General features: G+C 65.9%; 15 protein-coding genes. 8 read left to right on the forward strand and 7 right to left on the reverse strand.

The features are described from left to right. Window positions 1-25 precede the first annotated feature (25 nt). The 7 genes from Q0094_RS08930 to Q0094_RS08960 form a co-directional block, all read right to left on the reverse strand. A complete protein-coding gene (locus Q0094_RS08930; protein WP_297618029.1) occupies window positions 26-865 on the reverse strand; it encodes an ABC transporter permease in 840 nt (279 codons plus the stop codon). Next, a complete protein-coding gene (locus tag Q0094_RS08935; protein WP_297618030.1) occupies window positions 862-1,743 on the reverse strand; it encodes an ABC transporter permease in 882 nt (293 codons plus the stop codon). The genes Q0094_RS08930 and Q0094_RS08935 overlap by 4 nt, the downstream gene beginning before the upstream one ends. A 120-nt stretch (window positions 1,744-1,863) precedes the next feature. Further along, window positions 1,864-2,583, reverse strand: coding sequence for a transporter substrate-binding domain-containing protein (locus tag Q0094_RS08940; RefSeq protein ID WP_297618032.1), 720 nt, complete (start codon window positions 2,581-2,583; stop codon window positions 1,864-1,866). 38 nt (window positions 2,584-2,621) lie between these two features. Then, entirely contained in the window at window positions 2,622-3,410 is a 789-nt protein-coding gene (locus tag Q0094_RS08945; protein WP_297618033.1) for an ATP-binding cassette domain-containing protein, read from the reverse strand. A 120-nt stretch (window positions 3,411-3,530) separates the two neighbouring features. Further along, complete coding sequence (locus Q0094_RS08950) at window positions 3,531-4,256, reverse strand: PhnD/SsuA/transferrin family substrate-binding protein (RefSeq protein ID WP_297618035.1); 726 nt, start codon at window positions 4,254-4,256, stop codon at window positions 3,531-3,533. Between the two features lie 7 nt (window positions 4,257-4,263). Continuing rightward, on the reverse strand, window positions 4,264-4,713 hold the full coding sequence (locus Q0094_RS08955) for a TerB family tellurite resistance protein (protein WP_297618037.1): 450 nt from the start codon (window positions 4,711-4,713) through the stop codon (window positions 4,264-4,266). A 44-nt stretch (window positions 4,714-4,757) separates the two neighbouring features. Beyond that, window positions 4,758-5,624, reverse strand: a complete 867-nt coding sequence (locus Q0094_RS08960; protein ID WP_297618040.1) for a PhzF family phenazine biosynthesis protein — start codon at window positions 5,622-5,624, stop codon at window positions 4,758-4,760. 214 nt (window positions 5,625-5,838) lie between these two features. Here Q0094_RS08960 and Q0094_RS08965 point away from each other — a divergent pair, with 214 nt between their 5' ends. The 8 genes from Q0094_RS08965 (at window position 5,839) to Q0094_RS09000 (ending at window position 14,147) form a co-directional block, all read left to right on the forward strand. After that, a complete protein-coding gene (locus Q0094_RS08965; protein ID WP_297618042.1) occupies window positions 5,839-7,002 on the forward strand; it encodes an isovaleryl-CoA dehydrogenase in 1,164 nt (387 codons plus the stop codon). A gap of 13 nt (window positions 7,003-7,015) precedes the next feature. After that, window positions 7,016-7,300, forward strand: coding sequence for a hypothetical protein (locus tag Q0094_RS08970; protein ID WP_297618044.1), 285 nt, complete (start codon window positions 7,016-7,018; stop codon window positions 7,298-7,300). 70 nt (window positions 7,301-7,370) lie between these two features. Further along, window positions 7,371-8,972, forward strand: coding sequence for a carboxyl transferase domain-containing protein (locus Q0094_RS08975; RefSeq protein WP_297618046.1), 1,602 nt, complete (start codon window positions 7,371-7,373; stop codon window positions 8,970-8,972). 124 nt (window positions 8,973-9,096) lie between these two features. Next, window positions 9,097-9,468, forward strand: a complete 372-nt coding sequence (locus tag Q0094_RS08980) for a nuclear transport factor 2 family protein (protein ID WP_297618048.1) — start codon at window positions 9,097-9,099, stop codon at window positions 9,466-9,468. A gap of 2 nt (window positions 9,469-9,470) precedes the next feature. Further along, window positions 9,471-11,426, forward strand: coding sequence for a biotin carboxylase N-terminal domain-containing protein (locus Q0094_RS08985; RefSeq protein ID WP_297618050.1), 1,956 nt, complete (start codon window positions 9,471-9,473; stop codon window positions 11,424-11,426). After that, the gene (locus tag Q0094_RS08990) at window positions 11,419-12,279 is read left to right on the forward strand and encodes a hydroxymethylglutaryl-CoA lyase (RefSeq protein WP_297618053.1); all 861 of its coding nucleotides are present in this window, start codon (window positions 11,419-11,421) and stop codon (window positions 12,277-12,279) included. Before Q0094_RS08985 ends, Q0094_RS08990 begins: the two co-directional genes overlap by 8 nt. Continuing rightward, window positions 12,266-13,045 carry a crotonase/enoyl-CoA hydratase family protein gene (locus Q0094_RS08995; RefSeq protein ID WP_297618055.1) on the forward strand — a complete coding sequence of 260 codons (780 nt, stop codon included), beginning with the start codon at window positions 12,266-12,268 and terminating at the stop codon, window positions 13,043-13,045. Before Q0094_RS08990 ends, Q0094_RS08995 begins: the two co-directional genes overlap by 14 nt. A gap of 124 nt (window positions 13,046-13,169) precedes the next feature. Further along, entirely contained in the window at window positions 13,170-14,147 is a 978-nt protein-coding gene (locus tag Q0094_RS09000; RefSeq protein WP_297618059.1) for an NADPH:quinone reductase, read from the forward strand. The last annotated feature ends 20 nt before the right edge of the window (window positions 14,148-14,167 follow it).

The raw sequence follows: 14,167 nt of genomic DNA on the forward strand, positions 1-14,167 counted from the left end.
GGGGCAAGGGGCGGCGGGTAGGGCTTTAGCGGATCACCTGCGGGCGAATGCGCAGGCGCTGGCGTTCGGCATTGGGCAAATGGCGGTTGAGCCGCCGGTTGATTACCGCAAAGCCCCAGATGATGCCCAGCGTCAGGATCACGAAGTAGATCGCGACGATCGGGTAGGGGACGAAGGGGTTAAAGGTGCGGTCGGCAAAGTAGTTGGCGTAATAAAGCGCGTCGCCACGTTGCTGAAACGCCGGGAAGGACGAAAAGAACACCAGCGCGGTGGCGTGGAACAAAAAGATCGCCTCATTGGTGTAGGCGGGCCATGCCAGCCGCATGGTTGTGGGAAAGGTGATGCGGCGGAATTTCTTCCAGCCCGACAGGCCAAAGGCGTCCGCGGCCTCCAGATCGCCCTTGGGCACGGCCCGCAGCGCGCCATAAAAGATTTCCGCCGTATAGGCCGAGGTGTTGAGAAACAGCACGATCAGCGCGCCCAGCCAAGCCCGCGCGAACCAGCGTGTCTCGGCCGCGATGTCCACCCCAAGCAGGGTGAATTCGAACCCGATACGCGGCAACATCACAAAGGCCTCATAGGCCATGAAGAACTGAATGAAGAGCGGCGAGCCGCGGAAGATGAAGATGAACCATTCGGCCGGCTTGCGCAGCGCACGGGTGGGGCTGGCCTTGGCCACCGCCAGCGCGACCGCGAAGACAAAGCCAAAACCAAGCGCCAGAATGCCGAAATAGACATTCCAGATCATCCCCGACCCGATCAGCACGACCTGTTGGCACAAGGTGATGTCAGCTTGCGGCAACAGCCGCTCACCGATCCCCAGCGCGCGCAGGCCATAGGCTTCAAGGGCTTGGGCGCAGATCATGCCGTGGCCTTTCTGAGCGCTTCGCCCGCCGCCGTCGCCTGTCCGCGGCTCAGCCGCTGCGTCAGCCACGCCAATGCGATCTCGGAAACCCGTGTGAGGCACAGGTAAAAGACCAACAGCCCCAGAAAATACCAAAACCGCCAGTCAGGGTGGGGATACTGATAGGATGAATTGCGCGATCCGCCCAATTCGCGCGCCCAATAGACGACGTCTTCGATCCCCAGCAAGAACAACAGCGGCGTGGCCTTGATCAGGATGAGCCAGATATTGCCAAGCCCCGGAAGCGCGTAGATCCACATTTGCGGCACCAGAACGCGCCAGAATACCTGTGCGCGCGACATGCCATAGGCTTCGGCGGTTTCAAGCTGGGCATGGGGCACGGCACGCATGGCCCCGTAAAGAACATTGCCGCAAAACGCGCCAAAGACGATGGCATAGGTGAACACCGCCAGTGCGAACCCATAGACCTCATGCACCCATTGCGGCGCATTGCTGGATGGGGTGCGCGCCTCGGGGCAGACAAGAAAATTCGCGCCTTGGCGGATCTCTTCGGGCCAGTCGGGGCAATTGATCTGGTGGCGCAGATATTCGATGGCCTGATCGAGCACGAGAATGAAAAACAGGAAAAACACGATGTCGGGCACGCCGCGCACCATCGCGGTGTAAAGCTTGCCCAGCCATGCGACCGGCAGCATCCGCGCCCGCGATGCGGCGGCGGCCCCAAACCCAAAGGCGAGGCTGACGGGCGCTGTCACGGCCAAAAGCGCAAATACCACAAGAAAGGACTGGTAGAACAGCGCATGCGCGCCATTGGTCAGGTAGCAGCTGAACCAGCGGAATGTGTCGAGCGTGGATGGATCGGTGCAGAATTCGAACATCGGGTCCCGTGGCGGGCGGCGTGCATGCGTATTTTTGGAAAGATGAAGGGCGGGGTGCGACGCTGCCCCCCGGTCGAGGAAAACGGGGGCCGGGCCCGAGGCCGGCCCCCGTCAGGTCGATCAGAAGGTTGCAGCCTCGGGGCCGAACCACTGCAAGATCAGCGCGTTGAGCGTGCCGTCTTGCTTCATCGAGGTGATCGCCGCGTCAAAACCCTCGCGGCGCGCGTCACCCTCGCGCAGCGCCATGCCGACGCCGCCACCAAGCTGCACGGGTTCGCCCACGATCATCAGATCGGCATCCTCGTTGGCGATGGGCAACAGGTAATCGCCATCGGCGAACACGGCGTCTGCCTCGCCGTTGCGGACGGCGGCGACGGTTTCATCGGGGGTGGCGAATTCGATCAGCGTGGCGCCCGACGCGGCGATATAGCCCGCCTGGATCGTGTTGGTCTGGGCCGCGACGACCGCGCCTTCGAGGGTGAAATCCTCGGACAGGGCCATGAACAGCGATTCCGCCGGCGGGAAATAGGGTTGCGTGAAATCGACGATCGCCTCGCGTTCCTCGGTGATCGACATGCCGGCGATGATGGTGTCGTAATTGCCCGAGGTCAGGTTGGGGATGATGCTGTCCCAATCATTCTTGACCCATGTGCAGGTCAGCTGGGCGCGGACGCACAATTCGTCGCCCAGATCCCGCTCGAAGCCGGCGATTTCGCCTTGGTCGTTGATGAAGTTGTACGGAGGATAGGCGCCCTCCGTGCCCATGCGCACGACGTCCTGGGCGCTTGCCGCACCCGCACAAAGTGCCAGAAGGCTGGCGGAAAGGATCAGGTGTTTCATCTTTTGGTCTCCCGGTTATGTGGTGGGTCGATCTTGCCTCAGGCCAGTGTCAGATGGCTGAGGAATTGTTGCAGGCGCCCGGATTTCGGGGCGCCAAACAGCGCGGCGGGCGGGCCTTGTTCCTCGATCCGGCCCTGATGCAGAAAGATCGTGTGGCTCGACAGGTCGCGTGCCATGCGCATGTCGTGGGTCACAAGGATCATGGTGCGGCCTTCTGCGGCCAGCGCGCGGATCACGCGCACCACCTCTTGCTCAAGCTCGGGATCAAGTGCGGATGTCGGTTCATCGAAGAGCAGCGCGCGCGGTTCCATGCACAGCGCCCGCGCGATGGCTGCGCGCTGCTGCTGGCCGCCGGACAGTTGCGCGGGCCAGGCGTCGGCCTTGTCGGCGATGCCCACTTTTTCCAGATAGCCGCGCGCGCGCGCCTCGACCTCGGCTCGGGGCTGGCCCAAGACGGTGACGGGGGCCTCCATCACGTTTTGCAGGATCGTCAGATGGGACCACAGGTTGAACTGCTGGAACACCATGGACAGGTTGGTGCGGATGCGGCGGATCTGTTCGGCGTCTGCGGGGCGGCGGCGGTGGCCCGTGCCTGTCCAGCGCACCGGTTCGCCTTCAAAGACAATCTCGCCCTCCTGGCTGTCTTCGAGCAGGTTGGCGCAGCGCAGTAGTGTGGATTTGCCCGAGCCGGACGATCCGATCAGCGCGATCACATCGCCGGCATGGGCGGTCAGATCAACACCGCGCAGCACCTCGAGCGGCCCGAAGCTTTTGTGCAGGCCGCTGATCCTTATGACCGGTTGTCTGGCCGCATCTGCCCCAGGCATGCAGGCTGTGTCCCCATGATGATCCGAGGATTTGCACCGAAGCCTTGCAGGAATGCAACTGCGATATCGGCATTGACCCTAGGGCAAGATGTCTGGCTGCCCCTTTTGCGTGCCCCTTGATCAGGGATTGGGCGGCACTGACATCGCAAGATAGGCGGCGGCATCGATCTGGACAAAGCCCCGCAGGTCAAGCGCGCTGAGGGTTTCCGCGGGCAACCCGGCCAGCGCCGCTGTCAAGGCGGCCCGGATCGGGGCCGGATCATGGGCCCTGGCGGTGATCAAGGGCAGGCCGGGCGTGGGTGAGGTGCGCGCGATTTCCAGCCCGGGATCGGTGCCCGCGTGGCGCACAAGCAAGCGCCATGTCTGGGCATCGATCGCGGCCAGATCGGCCTGCCCCTCGGCCACGGCACGCGCCGAGGCGGCATGAGCGCCCGTGACCGTCACCGCCCCAAGGTCCAGACGCTGCATGGCGGCCCATTCGTGCAGGGCGGCCCAGCCCGATTGGCTGAGCGGGTCGTTGATGGCGATGCGTGGGCGATGGGGCAGGCAGGCATCGCGCGCGATCAGAACCGAGTTGTAAAACCCCGGTGGACAGCCCGGCAGCCCATAGTCGGGCGTTGCCACCAGCCGGACATCGCGATGCAGCCCGGCACGGAACGGAAGGCCACAGGTCTGGGCCAGTATCAGTGTCGGATCGCGCCAGATCGCCCAGAGATCATCGGCGCGTGCCAGCCCCTCGGGGGCGTCGATGTCTTGGGCCCGCAGCGCATCGCGGATCGCCGCCCAAAGCGCATCTGTCGCGGCCCGCATTTCGGCGCGGTCATACATGGGCAGGGCAGCAATCATTGTGGCGTCAATCGCGGTAATGGGCGTCTTCAACGCGTTTGCGCGCCAGATTGCTGTCACGATCATTGATGCCCAGCATGGGCGCCACCATGCGCAACAGCGCGTCTTCGGCATGGTCGCGCGCGCCATCGGCCAGCACGATGAACCACATGGCCTCGATCACATGGACACGGTCCTCATAGGGGACGCAATCCTTGATCGCGCGGGTGAAGCGGACGGTATCGGGGGCGTCGGCCTCGAGCGTTTCGGCGTCATGGCGCAGCGCTTGGGCTTGGCGCGTGTCCAGCCGGTAGCGATGGGCCAATACGGCATCGATCTGGTCGCGCTCGATCTGGGCGTAATCGCCATCGGCACGCGCAATGCGCACCAAGAGCGCAGACAGCGCAAGGCGCGAGTCCTCAAAGGCAAGCGGGGCGGGGGCGGGGGCCGTCAAGCGGCGCAAGAGATCGGCGAACATGGCGCTTGGTATAGAATGCGCGGGCGAAATAGGAAAGTGCGGTGTCAGGGGATGCGGATGGTGCCTTCGGCGATCTTGACCGCCGCGCCCGCGACCCGGATCGCGCCAAGCGCGCCGCCGCTGACGTCGATGGCAAGGCGCAAGTCCGAAGGGCGGCCCATTTCGACGCCTTGCCGCAGGTGCAAGGTCGTGGTGCCCTCGGGCAGGGCGCCATTGGCCAAAAGCTGGCCGGCAAGGATCGCGGTGGCCGATCCCGTGGCCGGGTCCTCGGGGATGCCTGTGCCGGGGGAAAACATGCGCGCCCGCAGGCCGTCCGGGGTGGCGGCATAAAGATAGGCGCTGTCGACGCGAGCGGCTGCCATTGCCTCGGACCAGCCCGGCTCGATCGGGCGGGCTTTGGCCAGCGCCGCAAGGCCGGTGACGGGCACATAAAGAAAGGCAGGCCCCCCCTGCCAGACGCCGGGCGCATGAGGGCCGATATCGACAGGCCGCAGATCAAGCGCACGGGCGATCAGCGCATGCGGGGGGACGGGGGCGTGGCGCAGGGGAATTTTAGGGGCGGTGAATTCGGCCAGCATGCCGTCGCCATCGCGGGTGATGCGGACAGGGACAAGGCCCGCGACCTCTTCCAGCGTTACCAGCGAGGCGCCGCCGCTGGCCAGATGCAGGGCACAACCGATCGTGGGATGGCCGGCGAACGGGATTTCGGCGGTGGGAAAAAAGATCCGCACCTTGGCAGTATGGGCCGGGTCATCGGGGGGCTGGATGAAAAGGGTTTCCGACAGGTTGAACTGGCGGGCAAGGGTCTGCATCTGTGCGCCGGTCAGCCCGCCCGCGCCTTCGACAATGGCAAGCGGGTTGCCGCTGAAGGGTGTCGTGGTGAACACATCATAGATGTGAAAACGAAGCATGGCGGACCCCCTTGGTGGTTTGGCGCACAAGGGACCATTGCGGGGCGCCAGAGGCAAGGGGGGCGCGGTCGCGCCCGGCCAGCGCCACCCAAAGCGGCTGCATGCCGGACAAAGATCCATGGGATTGTCTGGCAAAGGCGCGAATCCTTTGACACCTTGGCCCTGTTGCAGTAGTGAATTGAACAAACGTTCAATTACCGAAGGGATTGGCGCCATGTTCCTTGGATCCATGCGGTTCGATCTGGGCGATGAGGTGAACGCCCTGCGCGAGATGGTGCACCGCTTTGCACAGGAACGCGTCAAGCCGCTGGCGGCCCAGACCGACCGCAGCAATGCCTTTCCAGATCATCTCTGGACCGAGATGGGCGCGCTTGGGCTTTTGGGCATCACCGTCGAAGAGGCGTTCGGCGGAGCGGGCATGGGCTATCTTGCCCATACCGTCGCGGTCGAGGAAATCAGCCGTGCATCGGCCTCGGTCGGGCTGAGCTACGGGGCGCATTCCAACCTGTGCGTGAACCAGATCCGGTTGAACGGGACAGAGCAGCAAAAGGCGCGCTATCTGCCGAAACTCGTCTCGGGCGAACATGTCGGCGCGCTGGCCATGTCCGAGGCAGGGGCGGGATCGGATGTGGTGGCAATGCAGCTGCGCGCCGACAAACGCCACGACCACTATGTGCTGAACGGCACGAAATACTGGATCACCAATGGTCCCGATGCCGATACGCTGGTGGTCTATGCCAAGACCGATCCGGGCGCTGGGTCCAAGGGGATCACCGCCTTCATCGTGGAAAAGACGATGCAAGGCTTCAGCACCTCGGGCCATTTCGACAAGCTGGGCATGCGCGGTTCCAACACCGCCGAACTGGTGTTCGACAATGTGGAGGTGCCCTTCGAGAATGTGCTGGGCGCACAGGGGCGTGGCGTGCGCGTCTTGATGTCGGGTCTCGACTATGAGCGCGTCGTGCTGTCGGGGGTGAACATCGGGATCATGGCGGGCTGTCTGGATGAGGTCATGCCCTACATGGCGACGCGCAAGCAGTTCGGCCAGCCGGTGGGCAGTTTTCAGCTGATGCAGGGCAAGATCGCCGACATGTATACCGCGCTCAACACCGCGCGCGCCTATGCCTATGAGGTGGCGCGCGCGTGCGACCGGGGCGAGGTCACGCGCCAGGATGCGGCGGCCTGTGTGCTCTATGCCTCGGAGGAGGGGATGAAGGTCGCCCATCAGGCCGTGCAGGCGATGGGGGGGGCGGGGTTTCTGGCCGACAGCCCGGTCGCGCGCATGTTCCGCGATGCCAAGCTGATGGAGATCGGCGCCGGCACCAGCGAGATCCGGCGCATGCTGATCGGGCGCGAGTTGATGGCGGCGATGGCATAGGCGGATGGGGCGGATGGGGCACGGGCTGATCCTTCCCTTGGTGGCGCTGGTGGCGATTGGGGCGGCCTTTGGGCTGTGGTTGGGGCTGCGCGCAGAACCGCCCGGCGAAACCGAGATCATCACGGCGCAGGCCGCGCGCTATGTGGCCGAAACGGGCGGTTCCGCCACCGATTGCGCGGCCCGACCCGCAGCTGTGCCGGGTGTGCGGCTGGTCGTGATCTGTGGGTCGGACTGGGCGGTGGCGGTCGACGACTGGGGCCGCCCCGTGGCGCCGCCCAAGCTGGGGTCTCAGCTGTGAGGGGCAGGGTGCAGCGGACAAAGCCCCGGCCCTGTCGTTTCGATCAGCTCAGCAAAAGGTGCAGGCGGCCATGAAACTTGCCACATCCCTGGTTCCCGGATCGCCCGATGCGCGCGCCAACCGTGCCGCCCATCTGGCGGCGCTGGCCGAGATCGCCCTGGCCGCGGCCTTGGCTGCGGCAGGCGGCGGCGATGTCGCGCGCGCGCGCCATCTGGCCCGCGGCAAGATGCTGCCGCGCGACCGGGTGGCCAATCTTCTTGATCCTGCGTCACCCTTTCTGGAGGTGGGGGCCACTGCGGGCCACGGGCGTCACGCGGGGGCGGCCCCCGGCGGTGGTGTGATCGCGGGTGTCGGTCTGGTCGAGGGGCGGCAGGTGATGGTCATCTGCAATGACGCCACCGTGAAGGGTGGCACCTATTTTCCGATCACGGTGAAAAAGCACCTTCGCGCCCAAGAGATCGCCGAGCAGTGCCGCCTGCCGTGCATTTATCTGGTCGATAGCGGGGGGGCGAACCTGCCCAATCAAGACGAGGTCTTTCCCGACCGCGACCATTTCGGGCGCATCTTTTTCAATCAGGCCAAGATGAGCGCCGCCGGCATCGCACAGATCGCGGTGGTGATGGGATCCTGTACCGCAGGTGGGGCCTATGTTCCGGCGATGTCGGATGTCTCGATCATCGTGAAGGGGCAGGGCACGATCTTTCTGGCAGGCCCCCCCTTGGTCAAGGCCGCAACCGGCGAGGTGGTGAGCGCCGAGGATCTGGGCGGCGGCGATGTGCATACGCGGCTGTCGGGGGTGGCAGACTATCTGGCCGAGGATGACGCCCATGCGCTGGCACTGGCGCGGCGCGCGGTGCGCTCGCTTGGGCCGGGGGGCGGGACAAGTCCCGCCCTACGGGGCCGTGACCCGGCCTATGACCCCGATGAGCTTTTGGATGTGGTGCCGGCGTCTTTGGCCACGCCCTATGACATCCGCGAGGTCATCGCGCGCATCGTTGATGACAGTTGGTTCGATGAATTCAAGCCGCGCTTCGGCGAGACCATCGTGACGGGTTTCGCGCAGGTGATGGGCATGGATGTGGGGATCGTGGCCAACAATGGCGTGCTGTTTTCCGAAAGCGCGCAGAAGGCCGCGCATTTCGTGCAGTTGTGTTCGCAGCGCAAGATCCCCTTGGTGTTCCTGCAGAACATCACCGGCTTCATGGTCGGGCGCAAATACGAGAACGAGGGCATCGCCCGGCACGGCGCCAAGATGGTGACAGCGGTCGCCACGACGGCCGTGCCCAAGATCACCATGCTGGTCGGCGGGTCGTTCGGGGCGGGCAATTACGGCATGGCGGGCCGGGCCTTTGATCCGCGCTTTTTGTGGTCTTGGCCAAATTCCCGCATTGCAGTGATGGGGGGGGCGCAGGCGGCGGGGGTTTTGGCCAGCGTCAAGCGCGACGCCTTGGAGCGGTCCGGGAAGGCATGGTCGGCGGAAGAGGAGGCCGAGTTCAGGCGCCCCACAATCGACATGTTCGAGCGGCAGTCGCATCCGCTTTATGCCAGCGCGCGGCTTTGGGATGACGGGGTGGTCGACCCGCGCAAGTCGCGCGAGGTTCTGGGCTTGAGCCTTGCGGCGGCACTCAACGCGCCCATCGAGGAGACGCGCTTTGGCGTGTTTCGGATGTAGAGGGGGCTTTGCCGTCGCGATTGTCACTCGGACCAATGGCGCGACCATGGCGACCCTTCGGCTTCCCCCGGAGTATTTGGAAAGCAAAGATGGCCCGATCGGCTGTGCGAGAAGGAGAGCGCTCATGGATGAAGCGGGGGCCCGGGCGATGGCGCAGGATTGGGTCGCGGCGTGGAATGCGCGCGATCTGGAGCGGGTGCTCGGCCATTACGCTGAGGACGTGGAGGTCTGTTCGCCCCTCGTCGTGGAGCGGCTGGGCCGGGCCGATGGCTGGCTCCGCGGCAAGGCGGAACTCCGGGCGTATTTCGCGCGCGGCATGGCAAACCCGGCACTGCGCTTCGCGCTGGTCGATGTGCGGCTGGGGGTGAATGCCGCTTGCGTGCTCTACGACCGGGAGGGGGGTGTGCGCGTGGCCGATACGGTGGAATTCGACGATGCGGGGCGGATCCGGCGGATGGTCGCCTGTTATGCGCGCGGGGCGGGGCAGGAGGGGTAAGCATGTTCGCAAAGATCCTGATCGCCAACCGGGGCGAGATCGCGTGCCGCGTGATCGACACCTGCGCGCGCATGGGGGTGGCTACGGTTGCGGTCTATTCCGATGCTGACGCGGGCGCGCGGCATGTGGCGATGGCCGATGAGGCGGTGTGGATTGGCGGGCCGCGCCCCGCCGACAGCTATCTGCGCGGCGATGCGATTATCGCCGCGGCGCTGTCGCGGGGGGCTGAGGCGATCCATCCGGGCTACGGTTTTCTGTCGGAAAACCCTGATTTCGCCGCAGCGGTCGGGGCGGCGGGGCTGGTGTTCATCGGACCCTCGGCAGATGCAATCCGCGCGATGGGGCTGAAGGATGCGGCCAAAACCTTGATGGAGCGGGCGGGCGTGCCGATCGTTCCGGGCTATCACGGGGCCAGTCAGCATCCCGAGCATCTGGCCGGTGCAGCCGATGCCATCGGCTATCCGGTCTTGATCAAGGCGGTGGCGGGCGGCGGTGGCAAGGGGATGCGCCGGGTCGCGTGCCCTGCGGATTTCCCACAGGCTTTGGACAGTGCCAGACGCGAGGCCTTGCATGCCTTTGGCAATGATGTGGTTCTTATAGAAAAATACGTCGAACAGCCGCGTCATATCGAGGTGCAGGTCTTTGGCGATGGCATGCGCGCGGTCCATCTGTTCGAGCGCGATTGCTCGTTGCAGCGCCGCCACCAGAAGGTGATCGAAGAGGCCCCCGCCCCCGGCATGACAGCCGCGATGCGCGCCGCGATGGGGCAAGCCGCCGTGCGCGCGGCGCAGGCGATCGGATATGCCGGTGCCGGGACGGTGGAATTCATCGTGGATGGGCGTGACGGGCTGCGGCCCGACCGGTTCTGGTTCATGGAGATGAACACCCGCCTGCAGGTCGAGCATCCGGTGACCGAGGCCATCACCGGCATCGATCTGGTGGAATGGCAGGTGCGCGTGGCCGCGGGAGAACCCTTGCCCTGCGCTCAGAAGGATCTGAGGATCACCGGTCATGCCGTCGAGGCGCGGCTTTATGCCGAAGATGTGGCAAAGGGGTTCTTGCCCGCGACGGGGCGGCTTGATCATCTGCGCTTTCCCGATGGGGTGCGTGTCGAAACCGGTGTGCGGGCGGGCGACGCGATTTCGCCATGGTATGATCCGATGATCGCCAAGATCATCGCGCAGGGGCCGACGCGGGCGCTGGCGCTGCGCAAGCTTTCCCGCGCCTTGGCGGGCACGCAGGTGGCGGGATCTGTCACGAACCTGGCGTTCCTGCGGCGGCTGTGTGAACATGCAGGCTTTGTCGCGGGCGAGGTGGACACCGGGCTGATTGCGCGCGATCTGTCCGGGTTGGTCGCGCTGCCCGAGCCTTGTGCACGCGTCAGGGTGGTGGCCGTGATGGCGGCGCTGGGGTTGACCGGGCCGCTGGGGCCGGTTGCGGGCTTTACGCTCTGGGCGCCTCTGCGCCGCACGGTGCGGCTGGCCTATGCGGGTGAGCCATTCGAAGCGGTGGCCGAGGTGATGACCGATGGCACCACCGGCGTCACGCTGGGCGACAGGGTGCATCGGGTTGCGCGCCGCGATGGGATATGGCGGGTCGATGATGCGTCCGTCGCGGCCGACTGCGTGGTGATCGGCTCTGTGGTCACGGTGTTCTGGGGCGATGGGTTCGCGTTTGATGTTCTTGATCCGCTTGCCGTAGACACGGCGCAAGGGGGCGGTGGCGACAGGATCGAGGCGCCGATGCCCGGATTGGTGCGCGCTGTCATGGTGTCGGTGGGCGATCTGGTGGCGACTGGCGACCGGCTTGCGGTGCTGGAAGCGATGAAGATGGAGCATGCGCTGATCGCGGGCCGCGACGGGGTGGTGGCCGAGGTGCGGGTGCAACCCGGCGCGCAAGTCGCCGCGGGCGCGGTTCTGATCGTGCTTGCGGATGTGGTGGGTGGAGCGGATGGGTGAGCACGTCGAGATCGTCGAGGTTGGGCCGCGCGATGGGCTGCAGAACGAGCCGCGGCTTATTGCGACGGCCGACAAGATCGCGCTGGTCGATGCGCTGTCGGCGGTGGGCTTTCGGCGCATCGAGGTGACGAGTTTCGTCAGCCCGAAATGGGTGCCGCAAATGGCCGACGGGGCGCAGGTTCTGGCGGGTATTCGCCGTGCGGCGGGGCTGCGCTATGGGGCGTTGGTGCCCAATCTGGCGGGTTTTGAGCGGGCCTGTGCCGCGGGGGTGGATGAAATCGCGATCTTCGCCTCGGCCTCGGAGGGGTTTTCGAAGGCCAATATCAATGTCAGCATCGCCGAAAGTCTTGCGCGTTTTGGCCCGGTTGTCGCAGCGGCGCGGGGGATCGGGATGCCGGTTCGTGGCTATGTCAGCTGCGTGGTGGCGTGCCCCTTTGACGGGGCCGTCGACCCTGTGCAGGTGGCGGATGTGGCGCATGCGCTGTTTGCGATGGGTTGCTACGAGATCTCGCTGGGCGACACCATCGGCGCAGGCCGGTCCGACAGCATCACGCGGATGCTCGATGCGGTGGCCCTGCGGGTGCCGGTTGGCCATCTGGCCGGGCATTATCATGACACGGGTGGGCGTGCGTTGGAAAACATCGACGCCTCGCTTGGCCGTGGGGTCCGGGTCTTTGACGCGGCCGTGGGCGGCCTTGGGGGATGCCCCTATGCGCCGGGCGCGCCGGGCAATGTGGCCACCGAAGCGGTGGCGCGCCATCTTGCGGCACGGGGGTATGTGACGGGGCTCGATCAGGGTGCGCTTGATGCGGCGGCGGCAATGGCACGGGGGGGGCGCGATGGACAGGCTTGATGTGCAGCTCGATGGGCGTGGGGTGGCATGGCTGCGGCTGAACCGGCCTGACAAGCACAATGCGCTGGATCAGGTGATGATCCGCGAGCTGACCGAGATGGCGGGCCGGTTGGGCGATGACCCCGCCGTGCGGGTGGTGGTGCTGACGGGTGCGGGGCGGTCGTTTTGTGCCGGTGGCGATCTGGGCTGGATGCGAGCGCAGATGGCGGCCGATGCGGTGGGCCGGGCGCGGGAGGCCCAACGCCTTGCCGATATGCTGGGGGCGCTCGACACCATGCCAAAGCCTCTGATCGGCCGGGTGCAGGGCCAAGCCTTTGGTGGCGGTTTGGGTCTGATGAGCGTGTGTGACGTGGCGATCGGGGTCGAGGGCGCGCGCTTTGGATTGACCGAGGTGCGGCTGGGGCTGATCCCGGCCACGATCGCGCCCTATGTGGTGGCCCGGATGGGGGCGGCGCGGGCGCGGCGGGTGTTTTTCTCGGGGCGGGTCTTCGATGCGGCCGAGGCGGTGGATCTGGGTCTTCTGGCGCGCGCGGTGCCTGAGGCAATGCTTGATGCCGCCATCGAGGCCGAGATCGCGCCCTATCTGGCGGCGGCCCCGGGTGCGGTCGCGGCAGGCAAGCGGCTGGTGGCGGATCTGGCATCGTCGATCGATGCGGATCAGATCGGCCTGACCGTCGCGGCCCTGATTGCGTGCTGGGAAAGCCCCGACAGCGCCGAGGGGATCGCGGCGTTCTTTGACAAGCGCAAGCCATGGTGGGAGGCTTGAGGGGGGCGCGCCGCTTGCGCGGCGCGGACGAATTTTCGTACGAAAATTCGGGTGAGGCTCTGCCTCTGTCCGTTCCGGGCAGGCCGGAGTGTTTGGAAAGCAAAGATGGTGAGGGACGCACAGGATGAAGGCGGTTTGGTATGAGCGGTTCGGGCCCGCGGATGCGGTGTTGCAGGCGGGCGAGATGGCCGATCCGGTTGCGGGTCCGGGCGAGGTCTTGGTGCGGCTGCACGCCTCGGGGGTGAACCCGTCGGATGTGAAGCTGCGCGCCGGCGCGCGGGTGGGTGCGGTCATGGCCTATCCGCGCATCGTGCCCCATTCCGACGGGGCGGGCGTGATCGCGGCGGTGGGTCCGGGCGTGGACCGGGCCCGGATCGGGCAGCGGGTCTGGGTCTGGAATGCCGGTTGGCAACGCGCCTGTGGCACGGCCGCCGAATATGTCGCCTTGCCCGCTGAACAGGCAGTGCTGCTGCCCGATCGGGTGGGGTTTGCGCAAGGCGCCTGTTTCGGCATTCCGGCGATGACGGCGTGGTATGGGGTGATGGGCGACGGGCCGGTGGAGGGTCAGACAATTCTTGTGACCGGGGGGGCGGGCAGTGTCGGGCGCTATGCCGTGCAGATGGCGCGCGCGGCAGGCGCGCGGGTGATCGCCACTGTGTCGTCGGCTCGGAAAGCCGCGCATTCCACAGCCGAGCAATGGGTCAATTACCGCGACACAGATGTCGTCGGCGCAGTGATGGAGATAACGGGTGGGGCCGGTGTGGATCGCATCGTTGATGTCGATTTTGCCGCCAATCAGGCCGCAAGCCTTGCGCTGATCAAGCCCGGCGGCACCATAGCGGCCTATGCCAGCGCCTCTGACATGGCGCCACAGCTGTCCTTTTATCCCTTCATGTTCAAGAATGTGCGGCTGCACATGCTGATCGTGTATCAATTGGCGGGTGCGCTGCGCCGCGCGGGCGAGCGGCAAGTGACCGATTGGCTTGAGGCGGGCGTGCTCAGCCATGCGGTGGTGCCCGGCGGGGGTCTGGCCGATTGCGCCGCGGCGCATGATCTTGTGGCGTCGGGTGACAAGCTGGGCACGGTTGTGCTGGACATCTGACCGGGCGGGCGTGCTAGCGT

The sequence above is a fragment of the uncultured Roseicyclus sp. genome, from assembly GCF_937892565.1.
Classification (GTDB): domain Bacteria; phylum Pseudomonadota; class Alphaproteobacteria; order Rhodobacterales; family Rhodobacteraceae; genus Roseicyclus.

Coding starts and splice junctions, on each gene's coding strand:
- Q0094_RS08985 (WP_297618050.1), top strand. CDS start 9,471: ATGTTCGCAAAGATCCTGATCGCCAACCGGGGCGAGATCGCGTGCCGC.
- Q0094_RS08970 (WP_297618044.1), top strand. CDS start 7,016: ATGGGGCACGGGCTGATCCTTCCCTTGGTGGCGCTGGTGGCGATTGGG.
- Q0094_RS08940 (WP_297618032.1), bottom strand. CDS start 2,583: ATGAAACACCTGATCCTTTCCGCCAGCCTTCTGGCACTTTGTGCGGGT.
- Q0094_RS08990 (WP_297618053.1), top strand. CDS start 11,419: ATGGGTGAGCACGTCGAGATCGTCGAGGTTGGGCCGCGCGATGGGCTG.
- Q0094_RS08930 (WP_297618029.1), bottom strand. CDS start 865: ATGATCTGCGCCCAAGCCCTTGAAGCCTATGGCCTGCGCGCGCTGGGG.
- Q0094_RS08935 (WP_297618030.1), bottom strand. CDS start 1,743: ATGTTCGAATTCTGCACCGATCCATCCACGCTCGACACATTCCGCTGG.
- Q0094_RS08995 (WP_297618055.1), top strand. CDS start 12,266: ATGGACAGGCTTGATGTGCAGCTCGATGGGCGTGGGGTGGCATGGCTG.
- Q0094_RS08975 (WP_297618046.1), top strand. CDS start 7,371: ATGAAACTTGCCACATCCCTGGTTCCCGGATCGCCCGATGCGCGCGCC.
- Q0094_RS08950 (WP_297618035.1), bottom strand. CDS start 4,256: ATGATTGCTGCCCTGCCCATGTATGACCGCGCCGAAATGCGGGCCGCG.
- Q0094_RS08945 (WP_297618033.1), bottom strand. CDS start 3,410: ATGCCTGGGGCAGATGCGGCCAGACAACCGGTCATAAGGATCAGCGGC.
- Q0094_RS08980 (WP_297618048.1), top strand. CDS start 9,097: ATGGATGAAGCGGGGGCCCGGGCGATGGCGCAGGATTGGGTCGCGGCG.
- Q0094_RS08965 (WP_297618042.1), top strand. CDS start 5,839: ATGTTCCTTGGATCCATGCGGTTCGATCTGGGCGATGAGGTGAACGCC.
- Q0094_RS08960 (WP_297618040.1), bottom strand. CDS start 5,624: ATGCTTCGTTTTCACATCTATGATGTGTTCACCACGACACCCTTCAGC.
- Q0094_RS09000 (WP_297618059.1), top strand. CDS start 13,170: ATGAAGGCGGTTTGGTATGAGCGGTTCGGGCCCGCGGATGCGGTGTTG.
- Q0094_RS08955 (WP_297618037.1), bottom strand. CDS start 4,713: ATGTTCGCCGATCTCTTGCGCCGCTTGACGGCCCCCGCCCCCGCCCCG.